We start from the raw sequence: 15356 nt of genomic DNA on the forward strand, positions 1-15356 counted from the left end.
TGTGACGGCCGCGCCCCACCCCCGAGTGGTGAGGCCGTACGAACGGACGGCAGGCGCGCCACGCGGCCTGCACCTCGCCACGATGTCGACTGCAAGCAGCTCGATCCGGCTCAGCACAGCTCACGCTCGGTACCGACGAATGACCCGTACCGCAGGCTCGACGAGCATGCACACCCAGTGAAGATCCGCACGCATGGTGTGACCGCGCACGATGTGGAGCGGACCCTCGGCGTTCAACGGAAAGGAACGAGCGCTCATGCGCGAGATCCTCGGAAGGCGACGCAGGCTCAGGTTCAGGCTCGGACGCAGGGGCGGCTCCGCCCGGCTCGACGCCGCCCTGACCTGTGCCACGGCCTGGCAGTGGCCCGTGCTCCCCGGAGCGGGGCTGCGGGCGGCCGGCGGCCGCGGTGACCGTGGGCACGGCTGCGCCTGCCCCGATCCCGAGTGCGCCGTGCCCGGCGCGCACCCCTTCGATCCCGGACTGCTCGCGGCGACCACCGACGCCCGGATGGTGCGCTGGTGGTGGACGAACCGGCCCACCGCGCCGGTGCTGCTCGCCACGGGCGGACGGGCGCCCTGCGCCCTGAGCCTGCCCGCCGCGGCCGGTGCCCGCGCCCTGGCCGAGCTGGAACGGGCGGGCGTGCGGCTCGGCCCTGTCGTGGCGACGCCGACCCGGTGGTTGCTGCTGGTCGCCCCGTACACGCTCGAACGGCTCGGTGAGCTGCTGTACGCACAGGACTGGGTGCCCAGCTCGCTGCGGTTCCACGGCGAGGGGGGCTACGTCGTCCTGCCGCCCTCGGAGATCGGTACGGGGCAGGTGCGCTGGGAGCGTGCGCCGGAGCGGGTTTCCGGGCCGCGTGCCAGAGGGGCGGTCGCCGCCGCGCCGTGGCTGCCGGATGTGGGGGAGGTACTGGACGCGCTGGTCGCGGCGAGCACGAGTGCCCCCGACGGCGGAAGCAGACTGGCTCACTGAGCGTTTGACAGCCGGGTTGGCCCGTTTCCGGTGTGCGTGTGTTCTTTTGGAAGGCATTCATTACGGATTTCTGTCGGTTCTCTGTTCGGTCTCCGGCGAATCCCTTCCGTTCTTCCGCACCTCCTCCCCGCCCTTCCGTCTTGCCTCACGTTTCACATTCTCCGCGTAAACCGCCGACCCGCCGTATCGATCTGTTTCCGCCGGCCCGTTTGCGCTGTCTCGTTCACGTCGGCCCGTTTGCGACGGTCCGATCGCTCTGTCGTCAAGCGGCGCCCGGGTGCGGCGGGCCGGGTAAATCCGGGCGGCGGCGGGGTACCTGATGGCGCTTCGGACGCTGGTCCGGGGCGGCTGCGGCCGCGCCACGGCCCCAACCGGCGTACACGGCCGCAGGACTGATGCCGGGCCATCGGGAGGAGGGGTGCGGGGGCGGGAGGCGAGGCAGCGGGCCTGCGCGCGGCTTGTGCGGGGGCCCGTACGCGGCTTGTGCGCCGCGGGGCGCGCCCTGCGGCGCCGTACCCGGAAATGAGGATGCCCGGTCGCTGGCGACGGGGGATGCACCAGCGACCGGGCTTCTAGAACGGTAACAAGAGATCTGCCGTTCGCAAATTCGATCTCGCGTATTCGGACAGCGATTTACCTGTCAGTACCGGGAGTTGTGACGCGGGTCACCGTTCGGTCCGCTTGCTGGTGACTGTCAGCTGAGCGTCACCTGGCGGTTGGTGAGCCCGCCGCGTGCCCGCCGCTCCTCGGCGGTGAGCGGCGCGTCCGAGGCGAGCGCCTTCGCGAGCCGCTCCGCGAATGCGGCGGCCGGCTTCTCGCAGTCCTCCGCGCCCATCGCGCTCGGCAGGTCCCAGACCGGGACCATCAGCCCGTGCGCCCGGAACGAGCCGACCAGCCGGGTGTCGTCACCGAGCGACGACTCGCCGGCGGCGTGCAGCCGGGCGAGCGCGTCGAGCAGCTGCTCCTCGGCGTGCGGCATGACCCAGCGCAGGTGGTTCTTCTCCGGCGTCTCGCACCAGTAGGCGGCGTCCACCCCGGAGAGCAGGACGGTCGGGATCGCCGCGTCGTTCGCACGCTCCAGCGAGGCGCTCACCTCGGCCGTGGCGTTCTCCGCGTCCGGCACCCAGAACTCGAAGCCGGAGTGGACGACCGGCGCGAAGGACGCGTCGGCGTCCAGCAGGTCCTGCAGCCGGGGGCCGTCGGCCGGCACACGGCGGGCGGCCACGGGCGAACCCGGCTCCGCCTCCAGCGCACGCTGGAGCGTGTCCGCGAGGTCCCGGCTCAGGTCACCGGACGAGGTGTCGTTCTGCAGGGCGAGCAGCACGGAACCGTCCTCGCGGCGCAGTGCGGGCCAGGCCATCGGGAGGACCGTCGCGAGCGTCACCGACGGCACGCCCTCGGGCAGGCCGCCCTTGAGCGTCAGCTCGGCCGTGGCCGCCGGGACCAGCTCGCGCAGCGCGACCCAGTCGCACTCCCCGGCCAGCCCCTCGAACGGGCGCTGGACCAGCTCGGTCACGGCCTGGGCCGCGGCCCGGCCGTGACAGGCCTTGTAGCGGCGGCCCGAACCGCACGGGCAGGGCTCACGAGCCCCGACCACCGGGATCTCGCCGTCCTTGAGCTGCTGCTTCCCGGCCTTGGTCTGAGGGCGCTTCTTAGCCATGGTGGGCTTTCTCCCGATTGCGACAGTGCGGTCTGGCCCGCGAGCCTAGCCGCCCCACCGCCGTCCGGGGCACAGCCGCCCTCGCCCCGCTCCCGGCTCGTGCCCGCGGTTGTTGCCTTCAGCCCACGTCGTCGAACGCGTCGTCGAACGCGCCGGAGAAATCCAGCCCTTCGAACCCCGGGACGCCGGTGGTCTTCGGCGCGCTCGGCAGGCCGGTCACGCCGTGCGTCCGCCCGCCGTTCCGGCCGCCCGGCCGCTCGCCGGGGCGCCCGTGTGAACGGTGGGCCCCATGGCCCGCGCTGACGAGCACCCAGACGGTGACCTCGCCGGGGGCGTCGTCACGTACGCCCCACTCCTGGGCCAGCGCGCTGATGATGTTGAGCCCGCGGCCACCGCGCGCGGTCACCGAGGGGGTGGCCGGAACCGGCCTGGTCGGGCCGCCGCCGTCCGTCACCTCGACCGTCAGTCCGCCCGTCCGGTCGACGCGCCACGCGGCGCGTACGTCGCCCTCTCCTCTCTCTGCCTGCCGGCCCAGCGGCCTGCCGTGCCGGCAGGCATTGCTGAGCAGCTCGGAAAGAATCAGCACCGCATCGTCGACGACCGAATCCGACACCCCGTGGCTGCGCAGCTGCTCACGCATCCGGTGCCGTGCCTGTCCCACGCCCGCAGGGCCATGAGGTACGGCCATGCTCGACGACGTGGGCACTTCCTGTGCCACCACCAACGCCACCCCCGAGACCTCCTTTGTCCCCACGCCACGGAGTGGATGCCCTCCAGGGCTGTGCCGGAAACCGGCCAATGGTCGGGCAGTGACGCACTCGTCACGATCGGACACAGTCCGAGTGCGCCGGTGTACTCCCTGTAGTTGATCTACTGAAGGGCTCATGCGCTGATGCGATCTACTGACGTGCCGGTGCGTCGGTGGGGTGGCGGCGTCGGCCCTACGAGCGGCCCAGTTGCGCCAGGACCTGCTTGGGGCGGTTGGTGATGATGGCCTCGACGCCGAGCCGGACGCACAGCTCGACGTCCTCGGGTTCGTTGACCGTCCAGACGTGGGCCCGGTGCCCGGCCCGGTGGAGCCGTTCGATGTAGCCGGGGTGGCTGCGCACGATCCGCATGCCGGGGCCGGCGATCCGGGCTCCGGCCGGCAGCCGCCCGTCACGCAGGCGGGGGGAGACGAACTGCATGAGATAGACGGTGGGCAAATGGGGTACGGCGTCGCGGACGCGGTGCAGCGAGCGGGCCGAGAAGCTCATGACGCGTACCGGCGAGGGGCTGCCGGCGGGCGGGGGCGCGTCGAGCTCGAAGCGTTTCAGCAGGTGCAGGAGCCGTTCCTCGACCTGGCCGGCCCACCGCGTCGGATGCTTGGTCTCGATGGCCAACTGGAGCGGCCGCCCGCCCGCCCGTGTCTCGACGAGGAGTTCGAGGAGCCGTTCCAGGGTGAGTACAGAGGTGAGCTCGCCCGGCACCGGGTCCCAGTCCGGTGACTCGGTCTCGTCCCGGTCCTTCCAGGAGCCGAAGTCGAGGGCGGCGAGTGCGTTCAGCTCCAGGGCGGAGACCGCGCCACGCCCGTTGGACGTACGGTTCACCCGGCGGTCGTGTACGCATACGAGGTGGCCGTCGGCCGTGAGTCGTACGTCGCACTCCAGGGCGTCGGCACCGTCCTCGATCGCTTTCCGGTACGCGGCGAGGGTGTGCTCGGGGGCGTCGTCGGACGCGCCCCGGTGTGCGATGACCTGGATGGGATGCTGCTCGGGGCGCTGCTGCCGTGCTTGGGTCACCCGGGTCATGGTGTCACCGGGAGACCATGGGTGTGCGCACCTCGCGATGCAGGACCGTTTTGTCCGTTGTAAGGGCCCGTGCGCAGATGCACAGGTCCTGCTTACAGTGGCCTGACGTGTTGTGGGAAAGGCTGGTCCCAGACACGTACACAGCGGATCTCTTGCCGAATGATGATGTGGAACCGAGGAGTATAGAGCTGTGAGCACAGAGAACGAGGGCAACGAGGGCAACGCGGCCGAGGCCGCCCCGTCCGTTCCGTCCGCACCTCCCGTGCCGGCCGACGCTCCCCAGGCGCACTCGGAGAACGCGCCCCCCGCCGTGTCCCACCCCGACCCGACGGCCACGCAGCAGCAGCCGCCGTTCTCCCACGCGCAGGACCAGGCGGTCACGCAGCAGCAGCCGCCGGCCTCTTACGCGCAGGACCCGGCGGTCACGCAGCAGCAGCCGCCGGTCTCCCCCGTACAGGACCAGGCGACCACGCAGCTGGCCGCGGTTTCGGCGACGCCGCAGTACGCGCCCCCGGCCCCGCCGCAGTCCGCGGCCGATGCCGGCTGGCCCCCGCCGCCGCCCGCCGTTCCCGCGTACGCGCACCCGCAGGCCGGTGGCGGCGGTCCCGTCTGGGGTCCGCCCGGCGCACCGCACGCCCCCGAAGCGCCGCGCAAGCGGGGCGCGGGCGGTCTGGTCGCCGCGGTGGCCGTGGCGGCGCTCGTCGCGGGCGGCATCGGCGGCGCCCTCGGCTACTGGGCGGCGGACAGCAACGACGGCTCCGGTTCGACGACCGTCTCGGCCTCCGCCAACCCCCAGGACCTGAAGCGCGACCCGGGCACGGTCGCTGGGGTCGCGGCCAAGGCGCTCCCCAGCGTGGTCACGATCGACGCGAAGGGCGGCGACGGCGAGGGCGGCACGGGTACGGGCTTCGTGTACGACAAGGAAGGCCACATCCTCACGAACAACCACGTGGTGGCCTCCGCCGCGGACAGCGGCCAGCTCACGGCGACGTTCTCCAACGGCAAGAAGTACGACGCCGAGGTGGTCGGCCGGGCCCAGGGCTACGACGTGGCCGTGCTGAAACTGAAGAACCCGCCGCAGTCCCTGACCCCGCTCCCCCTGGGCAACTCGGAGCAGGTGGCGGTCGGTGACTCGACCATCGCGATCGGCGCCCCGTTCGGCCTGTCCAACACGGTGACCACGGGCATCATCAGCGCGAAGAACCGCCCGGTCGCCTCCGGTGACGGCAACGGTGGCAGCAACTCGTACATGAGCGCCCTGCAGACCGACGCCTCGATCAACCCGGGCAACTCCGGCGGCCCGCTGCTGAGCGCGGGCGGCGCCGTCATCGGGATCAACTCGGCGATCCAGTCGACCGGCAGCTCCGGCCAGAGCCAGGCCGGCTCGATCGGCCTCGGCTTCGCGATCCCGATCAACCAGGCGAAGACGGTCGCGGAGCAGCTGATCAAGACGGGCCAGCCGGTCTACCCGGTCATCGGCGCCACGGTGACGATGGACGACCAGAGCGGCGGCGCGGTCATCTCGGACCAGGGCTCCGGCGGCACGGAAGCGGTCACCAAGGACGGCCCGGCGGCCAAGGCCGGCCTCCGCGCGGGCGACGTCATCACGAAGTTCAACGACACCGTCGTCGACAGCGGCCCCACCCTGATCGGCGAGATCTGGACCCACAAGCCCGGCGACCGCGTCACCCTGACCTACGAGCGCGACGGCAAGACGGCAACGGCCGAAGTGACCCTGGGGGAGCGCAAGGGCGACAGCTGACCGGCTAGGCTGTTCCCCGCGCCGGACACATCCACACGGACTGCGGCCGGCGCGGGGTGGGTTGCCCGAGCGGCCTAAGGGAACGGTCTTGAAAACCGTCGTGGCAGCGATGTCACCGTGGGTTCAAATCCCACACCCACCGCCAGGTGAGAGAAGTAGCAGGTCAGAGGGCGGTTCTCCGAAACGGCGGCCCGCCCTCTGCGCTCACCTTGTCTCACCTCACGCCCCTGATTCCCGGTGCAGACCAGGGCGTGTGGGCCATACGCGGGCCAGGAACGGCCCTACTCCTCGGCGCGAAGCCCCAGCTCAACGAGCCGGTTGGCCGCAGCCGACCCGCCCTTGAGGAGCTTGGCGTAGAACCGGTAGAGCACCGCGAGACTGTGGCCGGCGCGATAGGCGGCCTCCACCGGGTCCATACCGGACTTGATCCACAGAGAGATCGCCGCATGCCGCAGGGAGTACGGGACCTCCGCCAGCGCGGTCCGAAGCTCCTGCTCGCTGAGCACCGCTTTCCGCGCCTCGCTCCAGACCTCGGAGTACTCGTTCGACGTCAGACGACCGCCACGCACCGCCGGGAACAGTCGGCCGTCCGGTGCGACACCGAAGCGAGCGATGTGGGCGCGGACCATGCGCACGTATATCGGCGGGACGGGAACGGCGCGGACGGCCTTCCGAGCCCGGTGCTTCAGGCCGCTCTCGTCGTGCGACTTCCCGCTGTCGGTCCAGCCGCCCCCGACTTCCGGGTGGCTCTCCGACACCAGCACTTCACCCCACGCCTCCGGCTCGCTCTCGGGCGGCAGGATGAAGTCCGATTCCTTGAGCGCCGCGGCTTCGCCGGGGCGCGTCGCCACGTAGTAGACGGCTCCGTAGAACGCCTCCAGACGCTCACCGCGTTCTCCCTGCGCGGCCACGGCGGTGAGTAGAGCGCGAGCGAGTCGAGGGCCGGGCACCCACCGGAAATCGACCTCGTCCGAGGTCTGCGGAGCGGCCCAGTCCACCGACAGGAATGGGTGCCGGGTGAGGAGGGCCCGTTCCTCAACTGCGTAACGGAAGGCGTTGCTCAGCACCGTGCGCTTCCGGTTGGCGGTGTTCTCTGCCGCAGGCTTCCCGTTCAGGAGCCGGGAAAGGGCCGTGAGCGCCGCTCGCACGTGCTCCGGCTTCGCGGCTTCGTCCACCCGCATCGAGTGCTGACCAACCCACTCCAGCGCCTTCTGGAGGTCGTTGGGGAGTTCTTGAGCATCGGCGCGTGAGACGAGCTGATTCTTCGGCCCGTCCACGGCTCGGAAGGCCCACTGGTACAGAGCGGCGCGGAGAACGCGGGCGTCAGGTCGGGGGCTGGTGCCAGTCGTGAAAACTGGCGTTACGACCGCGAGGGATTCCGCGATGCTCGCTCGATGCTTCGCCGCCGCCCCGGGCCACTTCATCAGGGCGTACGCCTTCGCGTGCTCAAACCACGTCGGCATCGCCAGGGCGGCAAGCTCCTTCTCGGGGAGCCCGGTCTCCTCGTCGAACTGCTGCCCTGCTCGTAGGGCAGCCATGAGCTGGGAGCGGCGACCGTCGGCCTGCGGCTTTACGGTGAAGCTCTTCGAGTGCCCCTCGGCTCCGACGCGCCAACGGAGCTCCCAGGGCTTCGGTCGGCCTTTGCGCTGCCGGATGGACCAGATGACGACATCGAACGTGAGCATGTCTCTCCATGAAGAGGGGGCCCGCCGTGGCGGGCCCCCTCAGATCTTGTCGGTGCGGACTCAGGCGGCTTCCTCGTACCTGGCGAGCCAGGCGTCAAGGTCGGCGCGGCGTACGCGCACCTGGTGGTTGGGGAGCTTGATGAGCTTGGGCGCGAGGCCCCGGGCGCGCAGGCGGTAGAAGGCGGCGCGAGACATATTGAGTTCGTCGAGGACTTCGGGGAGCTTGAGCATCTTGGGGCGGGCCACGGTGCGACTCCTTCGGAGGCTTGGAGGGTGCGAGGGGGCGTGGTTGTCCGAGGTGTGGATTTCTGCGTCACCGCGTCACCCGCGTCATCCGGGGCTGTGACCTGCGGGTTTGGGTGACGCAGCGGATTGGGTGTGCGTCACCCGTGCGTCACCTTCTGCGTCACCGGATGACGCGGGGGTGACGCGGGTGACGCAGGGGTGACGCAGGATTCGGCGTCTGCGTCACCCCTTCCGGTGCAGGTGGGGGGCCGTTTTCCGTCCCTGGTGACGCAGACCTTCCCTACTTAGGAAGAGAAGGGGGGTGTCTGTAGTAGGGCGGTGATCCTTCAGGCGAAGTGGGGGGCCCTTCGGGCACGCCTGTTGGGCGGCTCTGCCGCCGAACAGCAAGAGGAGCACCCGGCGGCATGGCGCGCGGTGCTCCTCTTGCTCGTCCCCCGTGATGACCGTTGCGATCAGAACGCTGCCGCCTGCTCCGGCTGCTCAGTGGGCGGGGATGCTGCCGGGCGGGTCATTTCGAGGTAGTGGCCCGCTTTGGTGCGTCCGCTGTCGATGAGGACGCCCCGGGCGGCGAGGGTGGGTTGGAGGCGCTTGAGCCGGTCTGAGAGCACCTTGCCCGTGGCCGGCCACCCTTTTCGGCAGGGGGCGTAGCTCCTCGCCGCTGTAGAGGCGGCTCAGGGCGTGCAGCCACTCGGTGGACGTCATGCGCTGCTCGCCGCCGGGGTTGAGGGTTTCGGCGTGCTGGAGGACGGTCTGCGCGAGCAGGTCGCCTTCGATGACGTCGTCGTTCAGGCTCGCCCGGTACGCGGGCAGCGCCCCGAGCCCGGTGGCGAGGTCGAGTTGGGCGCAGAGGTGGGCGAAGTCTGCCATCCGCAGATCGGTCGGTGTCTCCGCCTGTGCGGCCCGGACCTTGACCGTGAGGTCGAGGAGCGAGCCGAGGACTACGGGCAGCCCCTCCTCGTAGTCGGCCCACAGCTCCGCTTCGGTCCTGCGGACCGTGGGCCGCTCCAGCCGCAGCGGCAGCAGCCGTTCCGCGAGGTCCGGGCGGATGACCCCGACGTCGATCCCGGTCAGGAGCAGCGGGCGGCGGTAGCGGGCCCGGTGCACGTCCCCGTCCGTGAACGGGGCCCGCTTCACGCTCTCGGCTCCGGTGACGATGCAGCACATGGCGTCGGAGAGGTCCGGGGTCATGTGGGACAGGTTGTCGAGGGCGGTGACCCATCCGGCGGCTACGGCCGCGATCAGGTTCTCCTCGTCCTTCGGGGCCCGGCGCAGGTCCCCGCTCATGCCCTCCACGATCCGCACCAGCATCCGCCCCCCGGTCGACTTCCCCGCCCCTTGTGGGCCGGTGAGGAACGGGGCCGCGACGGGCACGCCCGGCCCCAGGCAGCCGATCAGCCACGCGATGGCGAGGCATTCGGTTTCGGCGTTGGCGAAGTTGCACAGCCGCATCAGCAGGTCGATGCCCTTGCCCTCGGTGTCCTTGGCCGGCAGCGGCAGTTCCCCGGTGAGCTGGGTTCGCCGCCAGCACACCTCACGCGGGTCGGGAACGGTGATCTCCCACCCGGTGGGGTGGATGCGGACGGGCTGTCCGTCGGCGCGGCCGAGGTCGAGCCAGGTGGCTCCGTCGAAGCCGGGGGCGACGCGGATGCGCACGGCCTGCGTGGTCTCGGTCATCGCCAACGCCTCGATCAAATCCAACGCCTCCCTCAATGCCGTGCCGTTGAAGACACCGACACCGTCCTTGAACATGCCGACCATGAGTTCCTGCCGGTGGCTGCCCGTCGTGCCCTGCGACCGGATCGGCCGGGCCACGGGATGGCCGTTTTTCTGCGCGTAGACGGTGCCGTCGGCGGTGCGGAAGTACCGGAAGTGGGACTGCGCGTAGTCGCTGATGACCTCACGCGCTGGATTCTTCTCCTCCTCGGACATGTCACATCCCCAATGCGGTGCGGGCGTTGGACCACGCATCCGCGCAGTGCCGGACGGTTTCGCCCTTGGTCTGCGCGGCGGCGAACAGCCGGGCGGCGTGGGAGTCGGCCAGGCACCCGCACCGCCCGTGCGCGGACAGCACGGCGAGGAAAGTCCGATACACCGTCGCGTGCACAGCACTCGTCGCGGCGGTGATCCGCTGCTCGGCCATGGCGATGCCCCGTTCCAGATAGGCAGGGCTGCGGTGGCGGCACTCCCCGCCCCCGGCCAGCACGGCCACAGTGACGGGCCGGACCGGTGACGGCTTCTTGACGATCAGGGCCCGTACCGTGTCGGGGAGGGTGGTCATGGTGCCGGTGCCGGGGCCGAGCCACCGGGCGTAGACCATGGTCGACTTGATGTCGACACCGTCCCGTACCGCGTTCGCGGACGGCATTGCACCCCGGTAGATCCAGTGCTCACCCCGCGTCGTCGGCACCGTCCGCGTGGCAGGCAGCGTCCGGCGGGCCCACGCGACCGCTTCGGCGTGGTCGAGGTCGACGACGGTCAGACCGATACCGCCGGGGTGGTAGGCCACGGCCGCCGCCTGCTTCCATGCCATTGCCCACGCGGGCCCGGTGAGGGTGGCGGGGTCGGTGGTGGCTGCGGCCCATGCGTGGCAGGGGCGGGGGCAGTCGCAGGGGCCGGGGGTCTTCATGTTCGGCCGGCCGCCACAGGCGTTGTCCCGGCAGGCGGGGCAGTTCCCGAATGGGACCTTGCCCGCACGCAGGGGCAGGGCGGGTACGTCCCGGGCGGCGAGGTTGAGGGCGGTGGCGAGGTGGGCGTTCATGCGGCGATCGCCTTGGCGTGGAGGCTGTGGCGGGCGTGGGTGCCGGTCCAGTGGGTGTAGGCCGGGGGGATGCATTCGCGGATGCCGTCGCGGTTCATCCAGGGCACTCGCAGGTCGAGGCGGGCGTCGTGGACGCCGGAGAAGTTGCCGACGTAGTGGGCGAAGTTCCCCTGGGCGCGGGGGCGGCCCATCTTGGTCAGCGGTGCGAGGTGTTCGGGGTGGTGCGGCTGCGGGAGGGTGAAGCCGCCGCCGGTCTCGAAGAGGCGGTGGCGGTAGGTCCGCATCCCAAACGCCGCCGCGCACAGCGTTACCGGGTGGCGCAGTTCCGGGGCGGCTTCTTCCGCGTTCTCGATCACTCACGGGCGGCCGGTGGCTTCGAGGGCGGCCCGGGTGGGGGCGATGAGGTCGGGGTGGTCGCGGTGCTGGATCTTCTGCGCGCGGCTGTAGCGCTGGCACGGCGGCGAGGCGTGGATGAAGTCGAACTCCGCCCCGTGCTCGCGGACGAACTCGATCGCGTCGCCCTGGACGAACGCGAACGGGTAGCGCGGCTGCGGGGCGAGGTCGACGCCCGTCACATCGAACCCGGCGTGCCGGTAGCCCATGGACGCACCGCCCTGGCAGCAGAACAGGTCCAGGAGCCGGAGCCGCCGGCCAGGCACTCGCCGGATGGGGGTGGGGTGTGTCATCGCTCCGCCCCCTCGTTCTCGGTGGGCTCGGTGTGGGCGGTGACGATGTCCATGAGCAGGGTCTCGGCGGCCATGAGGTGACCGACGAGAACGCCGGGGTTGGTGAGGTCGATGGGGCGGATGTTCGCGACGTAGGCGCGTGCGGCCTCGATCGCGACGACGCGTGCGGCCTCCCGCACGACGGTGGGGTGCGTCATGATGGATGTCTCCAGTTCTCAGTGCTGGCAGACGAGAGCGGCCCCGCGACTTTGGCGAGACGAGGGGGCCGCTTTCGGCTTGCCGGGCGGTATCCGGAATCCTGGTGTGGCGGGGAGTCTTGGGCACCCCCTTCGGGGGTGCGTGTGGAGGGGGTTTCGGGGGTCTGACCTGCGGTGCCTCCCCGCCTCCCCCGATGAGTGTTCCTGCTGATCAGAGCGGGGGAGGCGGTATGGGGAGGGGGTTGGGGAGTTCTCCCCGCCTCCCCGGGCCGGACAGGGCCGCCTCCCCGCTACTCGGCGGCGGAAGCGGAACCGTCGGTGTCGCGGTTGGCGAGGTGGCGGAACAGCCGTTCGCGGTCGATGACCATCCGGCCGTGGGACTTGTAGGGCTCGGCTCCGGTGCCGTCCAGGACCCGCTTCAGGTCCAGGTGCGACCACTTGCCGTAGGTGTCCTCGCTCAGCGCGGTCAGCGGCTTGAGGACATCGGTGGTGAGGACGCGGGAGGCGTCTCCCAGCACGGTCATGACGTCCATGAGCGGGTCGCGCTCCTCACCACGGTCGACCGCGTGAAGGGTGGTGACACCGCCGCGCAGGGACTTGGCCCGGGTTGCGATCTCGGCGGCATCGTCGGTGCTGATGTAGTGCGTCCGCACCGTCAACGCCGCCTGCCCGGCCGGAATCCTGATCCCGTCCGACGCGACCACGACCGTGCCCTTGTCCAGCCCCGGCCGCAGCAGGTTCGGAGCGGCCCCGCCGTCAACGGCCTTGTCCCCGAGGGCCATGCGGGCCTGGGACTCGGTACCGAGGGCGAGGGAGGCGCGGGTGTGGGCACCTTCGCGGACCAGCTTGGGAAGGTTCTGGTCGGTGGGGTCCTGGGTGCCCTGGAAGAGCAGCACGTCCACCGCCCGGCCCTGGTTGTGGATCTTCCGGGCGGCCATGAAGTACCGGGACGTGGCCTTGGACCCGCCGTAGGGACGCTTCTCGCCGTCGACCACGGGGCACATGAACGCGACCTGCGCCTCATCCACGATGCCGATCAGCGGCGTGAAGACGGTGCCCGAGGGTGCCTGGATGCGGCGTTCCATCTCCTTGACCAGGTCTTCGAGCATCTCAGTTGCCTCGATGACGTGGTCGTCGGTCGGCCCCTGGATCAGGACGGTGGCGAGCCCGTCGAACATTCCCCAGTCCCCGACCCCCTTGAGGTCCGCCACCCGGAACTCGACGCGGGGGTCGAGGGCGAGCCAGAGGGCGAGGGCGCGCAGGGCGGCGGTCTTGCCCTGGTTGGACAGACCGGTGATGAGCATGTGCCGCTGGTAGAGGCTGATCAGGGCAGCGTCCCCACGCAGATCCTGACCCCACGGGGCCTTCCCCTTGGCGTAGTCGGCGGTCAGGGTGGTGTCCGTCATCAGCGGCGACGGGCCGAGCGGCTCGTCCAGCGCTCCGCTGTCCGCGATCCACAGCCGCACCGTGCGGGCGGCCTGCGGGATCGTGATGAACACCTCGTGCTCGTGCCGGGCCAGGTTCTCCGCCAACTTCCGACGGCGCTTCTGGACTTCGTTGGTGGCGACACCGGAGGGGAGGGTGATGTCGACTTCGACGCCGCATCCGGCGATCCGGATCGGCCCGAGCATCGCCGCCCCCGCATCCCCCATCTCCTTCACCGCCGTACGGAGCGGGCCGATCCCCAGGTCCCGCAGGGCAGTGACGACCACGGAGGGGGTGATCGGTGCGGCGACATCCGCAGCACAAGCCGGAAGAACCCACTGGGGGGCGGCCTGCTGGTGGCGTCCCACACCCCACAGGGCCAGCAGGGCGGCCCATGGTCCGAGGGCGACCAGCGGGCCCCACACCACGGTGATGATGAGCACGATCCACCGGACCAGCTCGATCAGGGCGAGAGTGGGGGTGGCGAGGTCGGCGAAGTTCTCGTTCGCCACGGCGAGGATGATGCCGAGCAGGAGCAGGCCGCCGGCGGTGATGCCGAGCCCGGCCGCCGCCCCCTTGGCCGCCTTCACCGGGGCGGACAGGAGGTCCATGCGCCGCTGGTGGCGGGCTGCGCGGAACCGCTGACCGCTCTTCTCCCACTCCGTGGCGAGGTCGAGATTCCCCGCGGCTTTCGCCGCGCGCAACATGCGCTCGTAGCGGGTGGCGGTACGGCCCTCCCACGCCCGGCGGGCCACGATCCGCCCACCGCCGACGACGTACATGCCGTGCCGGACGGTGAACCGGCCCGCCGTACGGGTCCGCTCGTGCGTCGCGGCCGTACGCAAGGCGCGAGCGGCACAGACCGCCCGCGACACAGGAGGAACGGTCGGTGGTGCGTCGGGGGTGGTCGGGCCTGTGGTGGGGTCCTTGACCAGGGTCACCAGCGGCTCGGTGTCGGGGGTGGTGGGGCGGTGGTCGTCGAGGTGGTGCACGGTCCCCATGACGGGGCCGTGCCGGCGGGTTCGGTCATGATGAACGTGCCTCTCCTGCTCAGTGCAACGGGATGGGTGTGAAGGGGGCGGCCGGTTTCCTTGGCCGGGTCCGGCCGCCCCCGCTCAGCTCTGCTCGGCCTTGTGCACGGCCCGCTCAGCGAGGCGCACGCGCTCCTCAGCCTGCTTGCGGGCCTGGCGGGCGGCGGCCTTCTCGGCGCGCGGTGCGGTGCGTTCGGCGGCCTTGGCGGCGGCGAGGTCGTGGCGGGCCTCGGCCTGCACCCTGTGCAGAGCGGCCAGCTCCAGAGCACCGCGCTCGGCGGCGGACTGGTCGACGCGCTCGATCTTGCGCTTGATGTCCGGGTCGACGCAGTCCGCGAGGGCCTGGCGGAAACCCTTGCGGAAGAGCTTGGCCCGCTCGCGGGACTCGGCTCGGGTGTACCTGTAGACGGTGGGGTTGCTCGGCACTTGAACCTCCCAGGTGGGCTGGGCCGGACTGTCCGACTCCCCTTGCCGCCCCGGGAGTCAGGGCGGCGCGGGCAGCCGTCAGGCGGGCCGCAACTCGGAGGTCTGGCACAGCACGGGGCCGATCAGCAGCCCGACGCGGTGCACGGTCCAGCGGCCCTCGGTGAGGGGCCCCGGCGGGGTCTCGTCGACGATCCGGCCGGTACGACCAGCCGCACGCGGGTCGTCCTCACAAGCGACGATCCGTACTTCCTGTCCTGCCTGGAACACGACGTGCCTCCCTTCGGGTCAGCGGCGCTTGCGGGCGGTCTTGGTGTCGCTCACGGACTTCACGACGGTCACGACACCCCAGGCGCACACGGCGGCGACCAGGGCCAGCAGGGCGAGGTTGGCGGCGATGGCCGTCAGGACCCCGACCAACAGGGGGCCGAAGTAGACGCCGGCGGCGACGGCCCCCGGCGCCCACGCCGGAGCCGAGCGCGAGGCGCTGCACCGTCCGGTCCGGCGGTGCCTGGTGAACGTGGGTGACCTGCGGTGCCGTGTTGGTGGGCTGGTAGGTGGCGGGGAGGTGGTCGGTGTAGGCGGAGGTTCCGTCCGGGAGGTGCACGACGGACGGCCGGCGGGGTTCGGGCAGGTGGTCCATGACGGTCCTTCCGGTCAGGCCGCCAGGGCGAGGGCGGCGAGGACGAGCGCGAGGATGTGAGCGGTCTGATCGACGTG

The 15356-nt window shown here is 71.2% G+C and carries 12 protein-coding genes, 1 tRNA gene and 3 pseudogenes; 3 read left to right on the forward strand and 13 right to left on the reverse strand.

Going from position 1 to position 15356, the window contains the following annotated elements:
• Nucleotides 1-256: 256 nt before the first annotated feature.
• Nucleotides 257-973 (forward strand): bifunctional DNA primase/polymerase, encoded by a 717-nt coding sequence (locus P8A18_RS16885; RefSeq protein ID WP_306055614.1) that lies wholly within the window; start codon nucleotides 257-259, stop codon nucleotides 971-973.
• A 694-nt stretch (nucleotides 974-1667) separates the two neighbouring features.
• Here the strand turns inward: P8A18_RS16885 and P8A18_RS16890 are convergent.
• From P8A18_RS16890 to P8A18_RS16900, 3 genes are all read right to left on the reverse strand, one after another.
• Nucleotides 1668-2633: a DUF5926 family protein gene (locus P8A18_RS16890; RefSeq protein ID WP_018553978.1), complete on the reverse strand. Its 966-nt coding sequence runs from the start codon at nucleotides 2631-2633 to the stop codon at nucleotides 1668-1670.
• Nucleotides 2634-2751: 118 nt separating this feature from the next.
• Entirely contained in the window at nucleotides 2752-3246 is a 495-nt protein-coding gene (locus P8A18_RS16895) for an ATP-binding protein (protein WP_306060957.1), read from the reverse strand.
• Nucleotides 3247-3574: 328 nt separating this feature from the next.
• Nucleotides 3575-4423, reverse strand: coding sequence for a glycerophosphodiester phosphodiesterase family protein (locus P8A18_RS16900; RefSeq protein WP_306055616.1), 849 nt, complete (start codon nucleotides 4421-4423; stop codon nucleotides 3575-3577).
• Nucleotides 4424-4613: 190 nt separating this feature from the next.
• Here P8A18_RS16900 and P8A18_RS16905 point away from each other — a divergent pair, with 190 nt between their 5' ends.
• Together P8A18_RS16905 and P8A18_RS16910 are read left to right on the forward strand one after the other, a co-directional pair.
• Entirely contained in the window at nucleotides 4614-6185 is a 1572-nt protein-coding gene (locus P8A18_RS16905; RefSeq protein ID WP_306055618.1) for a S1C family serine protease, read from the forward strand.
• Nucleotides 6186-6240: 55 nt separating this feature from the next.
• A tRNA-Ser gene (locus P8A18_RS16910) sits at nucleotides 6241-6330 on the forward strand.
• A 136-nt stretch (nucleotides 6331-6466) separates the two neighbouring features.
• Here P8A18_RS16910 and P8A18_RS16915 read toward each other — a convergent pair.
• From P8A18_RS16915 to P8A18_RS16960, 10 genes and pseudogenes are all read right to left on the reverse strand, one after another.
• Complete coding sequence (locus P8A18_RS16915; protein ID WP_306055620.1) at nucleotides 6467-7870, reverse strand: tyrosine-type recombinase/integrase; 1404 nt, start codon at nucleotides 7868-7870, stop codon at nucleotides 6467-6469.
• A 60-nt stretch (nucleotides 7871-7930) separates the two neighbouring features.
• Nucleotides 7931-8116 (reverse strand): helix-turn-helix transcriptional regulator, encoded by a 186-nt coding sequence (locus P8A18_RS16920; protein ID WP_306055622.1) that lies wholly within the window; start codon nucleotides 8114-8116, stop codon nucleotides 7931-7933.
• A gap of 452 nt (nucleotides 8117-8568) precedes the next feature.
• Nucleotides 8569-10045: pseudogene (locus P8A18_RS16925) on the reverse strand (AICE element replication initiation protein).
• A 1-nt stretch (nucleotide 10046) separates the two neighbouring features.
• Nucleotides 10047-10874: a bifunctional DNA primase/polymerase gene (locus tag P8A18_RS16930; protein ID WP_306055624.1), complete on the reverse strand. Its 828-nt coding sequence runs from the start codon at nucleotides 10872-10874 to the stop codon at nucleotides 10047-10049.
• Nucleotides 10871-11560 (reverse strand): annotated as a pseudogene (locus tag P8A18_RS16935) (SAM-dependent methyltransferase). Before P8A18_RS16935 ends, P8A18_RS16930 begins: the two are co-directional and overlap by 4 nt.
• Nucleotides 11557-11757: a hypothetical protein gene (locus P8A18_RS16940; RefSeq protein WP_306055626.1), complete on the reverse strand. Its 201-nt coding sequence runs from the start codon at nucleotides 11755-11757 to the stop codon at nucleotides 11557-11559. The pseudogene P8A18_RS16935 and the gene P8A18_RS16940 overlap by 4 nt, the downstream one beginning before the upstream one ends.
• A gap of 290 nt (nucleotides 11758-12047) precedes the next feature.
• Nucleotides 12048-14183, reverse strand: a complete 2136-nt coding sequence (locus P8A18_RS16945) for an FtsK/SpoIIIE domain-containing protein (RefSeq protein ID WP_306055628.1) — start codon at nucleotides 14181-14183, stop codon at nucleotides 12048-12050.
• A gap of 114 nt (nucleotides 14184-14297) precedes the next feature.
• Nucleotides 14298-14639, reverse strand: coding sequence for a hypothetical protein (locus P8A18_RS16950; protein WP_306055630.1), 342 nt, complete (start codon nucleotides 14637-14639; stop codon nucleotides 14298-14300).
• Nucleotides 14640-14717: 78 nt separating this feature from the next.
• On the reverse strand, nucleotides 14718-14906 hold the full coding sequence (locus P8A18_RS16955; RefSeq protein WP_306055632.1) for a hypothetical protein: 189 nt from the start codon (nucleotides 14904-14906) through the stop codon (nucleotides 14718-14720).
• 18 nt (nucleotides 14907-14924) lie between these two features.
• Nucleotides 14925-15279, reverse strand: a pseudogene (locus tag P8A18_RS16960) (DUF6251 family protein).
• Nucleotides 15280-15356 lie beyond the last annotated feature (77 nt).

Source organism: Streptomyces sp. Mut1 (assembly GCF_030719295.1).
GTDB classification, from domain to species: Bacteria; Actinomycetota; Actinomycetes; order Streptomycetales; family Streptomycetaceae; genus Streptomyces; species Streptomyces castrisilvae.

What these genes read in the sequence shown, in the direction of transcription:
- P8A18_RS16885 (WP_306055614.1), top strand. Translation starts at nt 257, where the DNA reads ATGCGCGAGATCCTCGGAAGGCGACGCAGGCTCAGGTTCAGGCTCGGA.
- P8A18_RS16890 (WP_018553978.1), bottom strand. Translation starts at nt 2,633, where the DNA reads ATGGCTAAGAAGCGCCCTCAGACCAAGGCCGGGAAGCAGCAGCTCAAG.
- P8A18_RS16900 (WP_306055616.1), bottom strand. Translation starts at nt 4,423, where the DNA reads ATGACCCGGGTGACCCAAGCACGGCAGCAGCGCCCCGAGCAGCATCCC.
- P8A18_RS16915 (WP_306055620.1), bottom strand. Translation starts at nt 7,870, where the DNA reads ATGCTCACGTTCGATGTCGTCATCTGGTCCATCCGGCAGCGCAAAGGC.
- P8A18_RS16930 (WP_306055624.1), bottom strand. Translation starts at nt 10,874, where the DNA reads ATGAACGCCCACCTCGCCACCGCCCTCAACCTCGCCGCCCGGGACGTA.
- P8A18_RS16940 (WP_306055626.1), bottom strand. Translation starts at nt 11,757, where the DNA reads ATGACGCACCCCACCGTCGTGCGGGAGGCCGCACGCGTCGTCGCGATC.
- P8A18_RS16945 (WP_306055628.1), bottom strand. Translation starts at nt 14,183, where the DNA reads ATGGGGACCGTGCACCACCTCGACGACCACCGCCCCACCACCCCCGAC.